Source organism: Pseudolactococcus yaeyamensis (genome assembly GCF_054658615.1).
The window spans coordinates 1-9758 of the sequence record NZ_BAAGGP010000091.1; the positions used below are offsets into that span (position 1 = coordinate 1).

The window sequence follows — 9758 nt, forward strand, 5'->3', positions numbered from 1 at the left end:
TAATCGCTCAAATGATTTTAAAACAAATGGCAAAAAGATTAGGAAATGTATCTGACAAATTTTAATCTTTTTAGTTTAAAAATGTATCTGAATTTAAGTTATTTTTAGCATCATAATTTGTTATAATAGTTATTGTAAGTGAACTTACAATTAAAAATAGAGGAGAATTAAGGAGGGGGTTATGAAAAAATGGCAAAAAATGCTTGCAGGTAGTTTAACTGTAGGGGCAATGTTCATGCTCGGAGCTTGTGGTAGTAAAAAAGAAGAAGTCAAACCTAAGCCATCAAAATCAGAAGCAACTGCGGGGGCTTCAGCTGATAATAGCTACACCCCGCTTTCTGAGATGAAAGACAGTTATGACATTGTGATTATCGGTGCGGGCGGTGCTGGGATGACTGCTGCGATAGAGGCAAAAGATGCCGGTATGAATCCAGTGATTCTTGAAAAAATGCCGGTTGCAGGTGGCAATACCTCAAAATCATCAGCAGGGATGAACGCGTCAGAAACAAGCGTTGAAACAGTCCAAGGCATCGCTGATAGCAATCAAAAATTCTTTGATGAGACCCTAAAAGGTGGTGGTGGGACTAACGATCAAGCCTTGCTACGTTATTTTGTGGATCATTCAGCCAGTGCCATTGATTGGTTAAGCCAAAATGGAATTGTCTTAGATAATCTAACGACAACAGGCGGCATGAGTGTTTCCAGAACCCATCGCCCATCTGATGGGTCAGCTATCGGGCAGTATCTTGTCGCAGGTTTGGAAAAAAATATTAAAAGTAGAGATATCCCACTCTTTGTGAATAGTGATGTGACACAGATTCAAGAAAAAGATGGTAAGATTTCAGGTGTTGAAGTCCTAGTCAATGAAACAGATAAGAAGAAAATCTCAGCTAAAGCGGTTATTGTGACAACAGGTGGCTTTGGTGCAAATAAAGAGATGATTGAAAAATATCGTCCTGATTTGAAAGACTATGTGTCGACAAATGCAGCAGGGTCAACAGGCGATGGTATCAAAATGATTGAAAAATTAGGTGGTGCAACCGCTGATTTGGATAAAATTCAAATTCACCCGACAGTCTTTAAGAAAACAGGTTATCTCGTAACAGAAGCTGTCCGTGGAGAAGGGGCAATTCTGGTTAATAAAGAAGGGAAACGCTTCACAAATGAGATGTCAACGCGTGATAAAGTCTCAGAAGCTGAACTTAAACAAACAGGGCAAACGGCTTATATCCTCTTCGGTGATAAAACCAAACAAGCGGTCAAAGCTATTGAGCAATATATCTCAAAAGAGATGGTGACATCCGCTAGTTCATTAGACGAATTAGCTAAAAAAACAGGCATTGCAAAAGCTGAACTTGAACAAACAGTCAACACATGGAACGCAACTGTGGCTTCTCAAACCGATAGTGAGTTTGGCCGAACAACAGGCATGACAAATGATATCATAGGCACCTACTATGCGATTGAAGTTTCTCCGGGTATTCACCATACGATGGGTGGCGTTAAAATTAATCCTGAGACACAAGTTCTTAAGAAAGATGGTGCGATTATAGAAGGTCTTTATGCTGCAGGTGAAGTTACAGGTGGTCTCCATGGCGATAATCGAATCGGTGGTAATGCCGTAGCAGATATCATCGTCTTTGGTCGTCAAGCAGGTACACAAGCAGCAGTATATGTTAGCAAAAAATAATTAGGAATTCAAAAGGGATTACGATTACTTTATAAACAACTCTATTAGGTTTAGGAGTTGTTTTTTTATATTTATAAATAATCTCAAAGTACTTTGTGTAATGTAATGATAAATAACCCCATTACAGGTTTTATACTTGTTTAAGCATATAAAGTATACACTTTTGACTATTTTCCGCCACTTCGTCGTTTGGTTATTATCTTTGTGCTTTAGCGCATTACGTGCCACGCTATGTACAGTAGACTTGATTTTTGAAAAAATCTTAGTCGATGGACAAACGCTTAGCCGTTGACCGAATTGATAAAAAATAGTTCAAAAGTTGCGTATACTTTATAAATTTAAACGAGTATAGATAATTGATTAAAAATATGCTATTAAAAAAATTAACACCGAGATTAAAAAAAAGAAAGGCAAAGTTGAAAAATTGAGGTTAAAATAATATCAAGCATTAGCTAATAATTTGTATTTACTACCCATATTTTAGGAGGATTTGAGAGTGTCAGAAAAGAGAGCAAGATTTCAAGCCATTTTAGATGGTCAAGCAATTGACCAAATTCCAACAGGTTTTTGGTACCATTTCTTTAAAGATGAATTAGATGAGGCGACCAGTCAACCAGATTTAATCGCTGATAATGTAACAGGACATCAAAAGTTCATCTCAGCATTTGAGCCAGATTTTATTAAACTCATGAGTGATGGTTATTTTCATTATCCCACTGCTTTAAACTGGTCTACAGCAAGTGATGGTGACTTGCTAGCGGTCACATCAATTGGTCATGATAACGTATGGCTGACTGAGCAAGTCGCACTTGTCAAAGCTCAACGCGCTCAGTTTAGTGAAGATATTTTTTCTTTTTATAATATTTTTGCCCCCGCAACCTACCTCAAAATTATTTTGGGCGGTGACAATCAGTTGGTTAATTTTGTCAATGGTCACAGTGAACAGGTCGTTAAGCATATTTTTGATATCGTGAGTCAAGACATCGCAACCTTAGTAGCAGCAGTAATTAAACAAGGCAGCGCTGATGGGATTTATTACAGCACACAAAACATTCAAAGCACCTCAGATCAAACGATTTTTGAAAAATGGATTAAGCCGAGTGATGTCACAGTTTTAGAAGCTGCCAAAGCTGCTGGTGGCACTAATATTTTACACATCTGTGGTTATGAGGGCGCAAGCAATCACTTAAGCGACTTTTCAGATTATCCCGCAGACATCATCAACTGGGCGACTGCTGTTGAAGGTGTTAGTTTAGCACAAGGTCGCTCGATTTTCCCAAATCAAGTCCTACTAGGTGGTTTTGGCAATACAATAAAAGATGTCCTTTATCAAGGCACGACAGACGACATCGCAGCAGAAACCCAAGAGATTATCAATGCCTTTGGCGATGATACCCGTTTCTTAATCGGTGCTGACTGCACAGTGCCACGCGATATCGATTTAAGCCATCTAGAAACAGCTCGAAAAGCTGCTGTCAGACCATCCGTTACCGTTTAAACACTAGCTGAGACACACTAAAAGGAGTTAATCTATGAGCCAATTCTATAAAAATAAAAAAGTCCTAATCAGCGCTGCAATCGTCATTGCAGCCGGTACCGTTGTTGCTATCAGAACGACACAAAGTAAAAAGTTGCCCACCACAGGTGCTAAAGCGAAGGTCGAGAAAGTCCTCCAAGTCGCCCACACGCAAAGCTACAAACCCTACGATTTTGTCAATGATAAAGGTGAATCAGATGGTTTTGAAGTCCAAGTTTTAAAGGCAGTAGATGAAAAATTGCCTGATTACAAATTCAACTACAACCCAACAAGTGATGAAGATTTACTGATTGGTTTGGAGTCTGGCAAATATGATATTGGCACAAAAGGTGCTTGGAAAACGCCAGAACGTGAGCAGAAATTTATCATTCCAGAAGAAAAAATCGCAGCATCGGTTATTGGTCTTACCTTCCGAACGGAAGACAAGGCTAAATATAGCAGTCTTGAAGATTTTGCGAAACAAAACGGTAAGCTCATTCCTATTAGCCCACAAAATGCTCAATATAAGGTCATCGAAGATTTCAACGCTACCAATCCTAAGACCCCGATAAAATTAGATGCCGCCGATCAATTTACAATTAGTGATGCCTACGCTTGGCTGTTAGAAGGCCGTTACGATGGATTCTTCGACATTAAACTAAGCTTTGACAATTCAGTACTTGCAGCTGACGGGCCTTACCATGACTATGCAAGCAAGCTAACTTATGTGCCCTATAAAGGGATTCCAACTTATCCAATCATCCATAAAAATGCGATAAATGAGGCTTTTGCCAAAGCTTATGACAAAGCGATAAAAGAACTTGAGGCTGATGGGACGCTGACGAAGCTGTCTAATAAGTATTTCGGTGAGGATGTCTTTTCCTACATAAAAGACTAGCTTGCCTATGAGGTAAACACTATGATTCCATTTCATCTGGAGCGTGTCTGGTCAGTTTTACCGGATATTCTCGCAAAATTCCCCCAAACGCTAAAAATCGTTGTTTTGACTGCTATTTTAGGGTCACTTTTAGGGATTGTTTTGGCAAAATGGCACTTGCAAACAGGGAGTGTCAAGTACAAAATCGCTCAGCACTATATTTCAACCATGCGCTGTACACCACCGATTGTTTTGATTTTTCTGGTCTTCTATGCCTTTCCAAAGTTGATTGAAACCATTTTTTTGGTAGACATCAATGGCTGGCCAAAGTCTGTCTTTGTCATCAGCGCACTCGTCCTCTTGTTTTCTGCTAATATTGCGGTTACTTTTGAAGCAGCTTATTTGGCGATTCCAAGAGGTCAGACGGAGGCAGGTTTGGTGAGTGGTTTATCTGAGACTAGAACGTTTTTTAGAATCATCTTACCTCAAGCCCTAGTCGTGGCACTGCCAAATATTGCCAATAATTTACTGACCTTACTCAAAGAAGGCTCACTGGCTTATATGATTGGCTATGTCGACATTATGGGGCAGGCGCAGAACATCATTTCCAGAAATTTAGGCAATTTTGGCTTAGAGACTTATGTGGCAGTGACTTTGGTTTATTGGGCAGTAGCGCTGATTATAGAAGGTGGCAGTCTCCAGCTTGAAAAAGTATTGAGTCGGCATAAAGGACAAAGATTGGAGGGACAAACATAATGGTAATCGATTATTTAATAGCAACTTTTATCGAAAGCTTAAAAGGCATCCCAACGACCCTTTTTATCACCTTTTTCGCCTTGATTACGGCTCTACCTTTGGGCATATTTTTAGCTATCGCACGACTCAAAAAAATTCCAGTCCTAAGTCAATTAGCGCGACTTTATACCTTGATTATTCGCGGAACGCCACTGATACTTCTGATTTTACTCTTTTATAGCTTTGTGCCAAGTTTTCTCAATGCCTTTTTTAAATCGCATGATATTGTCATTGATGTCTTTAAGGTCAATCCACTCTTTTACGCCTGTGCCGTTTTTTTACTTGTTGCCATTGCAGCAGTCGCTGAAATTTTTCGCTCTGCTTTACTCGCCGTTGACGGTGGACAGTTTGAGGCAGGCAAGGTGGCTAATCTATCAAGCTTTCATATTTACGCTCGGATTATTTTACCGCAAGCCTTGGTTTCAAGCTTGCCAAACTTGTGTAATCTTGCGATTACGCTAGTTAAAGGAACCTCGCTTGTTTTTGTCATGACTGTAAAAGATATCACCGCTATTGCCAAAATTCAGGCCAGTTATGGCTATAATTATGCCGAAAGCTATCTGGTCATCTTCGCTATCTACATTTTAGTGTGTACTGGGATTCAGTTCGTTTTTAAAAAGTTAGCCGACTATGCCGCCCTAGACAGACGCATGCCTTCAAAAAAGTTGGTAAGTTCGAGAGTTGAGAAAGGAGTTTTATATGCTGAACATCCGTAACTTGCACAAGCAATTTGGCAGTCATGAGGTTTTGAGAGGAATTGATTTAACTGTCAACCAAGGCGATGTGGTCGTTATTTTGGGCCCTTCGGGATCGGGGAAGACGACCCTTTTACGTAGTATTAATTTTTTAGAGCCAGCGGATTCAGGCTCAATTGAGCTAGACGGTGAGACGATTGAGATTGCCAATGCGACAAAGCAAGATATTCAAGGTATTCGAAAACATACTGGCTTTGTCTTTCAAAATTATAATTTGTTTGCGAATAAAACGGCTGAACAAAATATCACAGAAGGGTTGATTTATGGTCTTGGGTTATCCAAAAATGCGGCTAAAACGATTGCTCAGGATGTGTTAGAAAAAGTTGGTTTGCGTGAGTTTGCGCATCATTATCCGAGTCAGTTGTCTGGTGGGCAGCAGCAACGTGTCGGTATTGCACGCGCTATCGCAGCCGAACCTAAAGTGCTATTATTTGATGAGCCAACGAGTGCGCTTGATCCAGAGCTTGTTGGTGATGTTTTAGCCATTATGAAATCTCTAGCTAAAGGCGGAAAGACCATGGTTGTTGTCACGCATGAAATGGGCTTTGCTAAAGAAGTAGCAAGCGAAGTTGTCTTTATGGATGCTGGTGTGATTGTGGAGCAAGGACGACCTGAGGAAATTTTCGAGTTTCCAAAAGAAGAGCGGACTCAGCAGTTTTTGTCTAGAATTTTAGGAGCAACGTCATGAGTCAAGACTTTAAAGGCAAAAACGTCCTTGTTACTGGAGGCTCGCGCGGCATGGCTTTGCCATTGCCAGTCGCTTTGCAGCTAAAGGTGCCAAGGTTGTAATTACAGCAACTCGTGAGGAAACGCTAACTCAAGCTTTGTCACAGTTTCAGACTAATGGCATCCAGTCAGTTAAAGGCTTGATTTTAGATTTGGCTGTTCTGACAGATGCTGGAGCAGTTTTTAATCAAGTAAAAGACCTATTAGGTGGAGAATCAGTCGATATATTAGTTAACAACGCAGGTATAGCCGTTGCTGCCAGTCTAGCAGATATTAACTTGAGTGATAGCCAACGTGTGCTGCAAGTCAATTTGCTTGCACCTATTTTATTATCGCAAGCTTTCGCTGCCCAATTCGTATCCAGACAAGATGATTTTGGTAGTATTATCAATATTAGCTCAATTGCTTCTAAATTTGATGAAGAACGTAATCTCATCTATGGTGTCAGTAAGGCAGGACTGAATAAAGCAACGAAAAACCTTGCCAAAAATTTAGGCAAACAAGGCATTCGTGTCAATGCGATTTTACCAGGTAGTATTGATACCGATATGACAAGAGAAAAATATAGTGACCCAGCAGTTTACCAAGCCTTAGTTGACCGCTTACCCTTATCCAAACGTGGTACAGGTGATGACATTGCGCATCAAGCAGTTTTTTTGGCTAGCTCTGAGGCCAATTACATAACTGGTCAATTAATTTCAGTAGACGGTGGCTGGTTACTACAATAGTCATGAAATCCAATAACAAAAAGAGACTGGGAAAAAAGTCTCAGAAATACGAAAACCGTATGAAATTCGTTTCTAGAAACGTTGATTTCATGCGGTTTTTCAGTTTCAAAATTTGTCAAAAATAAGCAATTTCTGACTTTTGTTCCAACCTCTTTTGTTATTATTTTTTACTTGAACTACTAGATGACTCACCTGACTTGTCTGTCGCAAATTCAGGATGCAGTTCTTGGTAAGTCTCTGTTTTCCAGAGGTTTTGAGTTGATTTACTACCATTTTGAGAGTAGATAGAGGTTGATTTGTCCCCCAGTTTTTTCTCAATGGCCTTAGCTTTTTTCAGACCTTTGACATAAGAGTAGTCATTCGGGTCAAGCAATTTTAAGCCATCATTCGGCCAGAAACGAATCAAGTCTCCTGTCGTAATCGCATCTGAGATTTTCAAAAGTTCCTCAGACCGCTTATTGTTTTTGTCAATTTCAGCTTGAGTATTCGGGTCAGGATTGGTAATTTCTTCACCAGTCTCCGTCTTATAGATGCGATCGGAGTAATTGGTCAATGTCGGAGATACCCAGTTATCGGTTGAGCGCATGGCGAGTAAGTTGCGATGATCTGGACTCAGTAAATCTTGCCCAAGTTCAGGATATTGACTATTATCAATGCCAAGGAGATGCAGCAGCGTTGGGAGATTGTCAAGCTCACCACCATAAGTGTGATTGACATGACCTTTATCCATACCAGGCACGACAATCATATAAGGAACGCGTTGGAGCATGGCATTATCATAGTTGGACCAAGTTTCCTTGTCCTTACCTAATAATTCAGCCAGGTCAGGGTTTCGAGAGTTTGAAATCCCGTAGTGGTCACCATAAAGTACGATAATCGAATTTTTATAAACACCAGTTGTTTTCAGGTAATCAAAGAATTCTTTGACAGAAGTATCTAAATAGTTAGCTGTCGCAAAATAGCCATTAATCGTCTCGTCTTTGGTATTGGCTAATGGGAATCCAGATTCAGAACCCTCAAATTGCACATAAGGATAGTGATTGGAAACGGTGATGAATTTGGTGTAGAAGGGCTGTTGTAAGTGTTCCAGATAATTAATAGAATCACCAAACATATATTTGTCATGTAGACCATACTGGAAGGAATTTGATTTGTCAACGTCAAAGTAAGTCTGACTGAAGAAGTAGTCATAGCCTAGTTGTTTATAAACCTCATTTCGATTCCAAAAGGCTGGTGTATTGCCATGAAAGACAGCAGAAGTATAACCGCCAACTTGTGCCAGAATATTTGGTGCAGCTTGGAAGGTATTTTTACCACCGTTGCTGACGAAAAATGAGCCTTGTGATAGACCAAAGTAGGAATTTTCCATCAAATTTTCGGCATCAGAAGTCTTCCCTGCCTTGACTTGGTGGAAAAAATTATCAAATGCAAAAGTTTCTTTTGAGCTGAAAAGTGAGTTAAGAAATGGTGTGACTTCATACTCTTTTTCAACTTTTGTTTCCTCGTCAGTGACCTTAAGTTTGTAATTGATGAGGAATTGTTGGAAACTTTCTAAGTGAATATAGATAACATTTCGCCCCTTGGCAATGCCGTAGGTCTCTGGATTAGGCTTAGCATAATTTTCTGTGATGTACTTTTTAACCTCATCAACATCAGTCGGTTTGGCTTCTTTACGCACCTGATTTGTCTGATAAGTTTTGATACCATCATAGACAGTAAAAGGAACGAGACCGAGGTAGCGGACGACATAAGTATTTGAAAAACCACGACTTAAAAGCTCGGGACGATCAATTTCAGCCATGAAGAGATTGACTGTAAAGGCTAGAATGGAAAGCGAGGTAATTGCAAAGCTTGCGCGTTTGTTAAAAGCTCTTTGATCAAAACGGATAATTTTTCGCCACATCAAGAGGCCAATCAGGACAAAGTCAATAATAAAGACGAGGTCTGTAAGATTGAATAGATTGGCCGCAGCTTCACCAAGTCCTGCTGAAACTTTACCCGTAGCTAACATCGTATTAATCGTGATAAAATCGGTAAATTCACCAAAATAGGTCGAATTGGCAAATAACAAAAAGGTCAGGGCAACATAGATGACCAACGAAACGATATAGTAAAGCTTGGTGTTCTTGATATAAAGTGCCAATCCAATCAATAAAAGTGAACTTGAAATAGGATTGAGGACTGCTAAAAGAATTTGAAAGGAGTTGTCAAAGTCCAAATCAAATTTAAAAAAGTAGGCATATATCGTTTTAAGCCAATACAAAATGGCTAAAAACGCTGTAAATCCCAATCGTGTTGAGACAATGTTTGAAAATTTCTTTAACAAGTTAATAGTTTCCTTTTGATAGTCAGCCTCAGAAGCCAAAACTTAGGGGGCTGACAAAATTTTCTCTAAAATATCTCCTTTCATTTTACGCTTTTTTAGTCTTTTTCGCAAATATTGATGCACATGTATTTCGAGAGAATATAAAAAAGTTGTTACTTTTAATGTTTTTATCGTCTTAAAACACTCCTTCCACGACAAACGCATGACTCTCTCTCTCCCAATCTCAAAATAGGAAGCGTGTTTTTAAAAATAACAGCTCTCACATTGAAAACAACTGTGCCAAATAATCTGGAAAAGTCATTGATAACGAAAAACGTTTGAGACGAATGCTCATCTTCTTTTTAC

Annotated in this window: 8 protein-coding genes; 7 read left to right on the top strand and 1 reads right to left on the bottom strand. The window is 39.5% G+C overall.

The features are described 5' to 3' along the window. Nucleotides 1–181: 181 nt before the first annotated feature. The 7 genes from ACYQ21_RS13280 to ACYQ21_RS13310 all read left to right on the top strand — a co-directional run bounded on the left by ACYQ21_RS13280 (nt 182) and on the right by ACYQ21_RS13310 (nt 7087). On the top strand, nt 182–1690 hold the full coding sequence (locus ACYQ21_RS13280) for a flavocytochrome c (protein ID WP_460058961.1): 1509 nt from the start codon (nt 182–184) through the stop codon (nt 1688–1690). A 496-nt stretch (nt 1691–2186) separates the two neighbouring features. Next, nucleotides 2187–3188 (top strand): uroporphyrinogen decarboxylase/cobalamine-independent methonine synthase family protein, encoded by a 1002-nt coding sequence (locus ACYQ21_RS13285; RefSeq protein WP_460058962.1) that lies wholly within the window; start codon nt 2187–2189, stop codon nt 3186–3188. A 34-nt stretch (nt 3189–3222) separates the two neighbouring features. Beyond that, complete coding sequence (locus ACYQ21_RS13290) at nt 3223–4104, top strand: transporter substrate-binding domain-containing protein (RefSeq protein ID WP_460058964.1); 882 nt, start codon at nt 3223–3225, stop codon at nt 4102–4104. A 21-nt stretch (nt 4105–4125) separates the two neighbouring features. Next, nucleotides 4126–4839, top strand: coding sequence for an amino acid ABC transporter permease (locus ACYQ21_RS13295; RefSeq protein WP_460058966.1), 714 nt, complete (start codon nt 4126–4128; stop codon nt 4837–4839). Then, complete coding sequence (locus ACYQ21_RS13300) at nt 4839–5594, top strand: amino acid ABC transporter permease (RefSeq protein ID WP_460058968.1); 756 nt, start codon at nt 4839–4841, stop codon at nt 5592–5594. The genes ACYQ21_RS13295 and ACYQ21_RS13300 overlap by 1 nt, the downstream gene beginning before the upstream one ends. Continuing rightward, complete coding sequence (locus ACYQ21_RS13305) at nt 5578–6321, top strand: amino acid ABC transporter ATP-binding protein (protein ID WP_460058970.1); 744 nt, start codon at nt 5578–5580, stop codon at nt 6319–6321. The genes ACYQ21_RS13300 and ACYQ21_RS13305 overlap by 17 nt, the downstream gene beginning before the upstream one ends. 61 nt (nt 6322–6382) lie before the next feature. Continuing rightward, nucleotides 6383–7087: an SDR family NAD(P)-dependent oxidoreductase gene (locus ACYQ21_RS13310; RefSeq protein WP_460058974.1), complete on the top strand. Its 705-nt coding sequence runs from the start codon at nt 6383–6385 to the stop codon at nt 7085–7087. 160 nt (nt 7088–7247) lie between these two features. Here ACYQ21_RS13310 and ACYQ21_RS13315 read toward each other — a convergent pair whose 3' ends face one another. Further along, nucleotides 7248–9413, bottom strand: coding sequence for an LTA synthase family protein (locus ACYQ21_RS13315; RefSeq protein WP_460058972.1), 2166 nt, complete (start codon nt 9411–9413; stop codon nt 7248–7250). Nucleotides 9414–9758 lie beyond the last annotated feature (345 nt).

Bases quoted from the DNA above. Each gene is read 5' to 3' on its own strand.
- ACYQ21_RS13280 (WP_460058961.1), top strand. From the start codon at position 182: ATGAAAAAATGGCAAAAAATGCTTGCAGGTAGTTTAACTGTAGGGGCA.
- ACYQ21_RS13290 (WP_460058964.1), top strand. From the start codon at position 3,223: ATGAGCCAATTCTATAAAAATAAAAAAGTCCTAATCAGCGCTGCAATC.
- ACYQ21_RS13295 (WP_460058966.1), top strand. From the start codon at position 4,126: ATGATTCCATTTCATCTGGAGCGTGTCTGGTCAGTTTTACCGGATATT.
- ACYQ21_RS13300 (WP_460058968.1), top strand. From the start codon at position 4,839: ATGGTAATCGATTATTTAATAGCAACTTTTATCGAAAGCTTAAAAGGC.
- ACYQ21_RS13305 (WP_460058970.1), top strand. From the start codon at position 5,578: ATGCTGAACATCCGTAACTTGCACAAGCAATTTGGCAGTCATGAGGTT.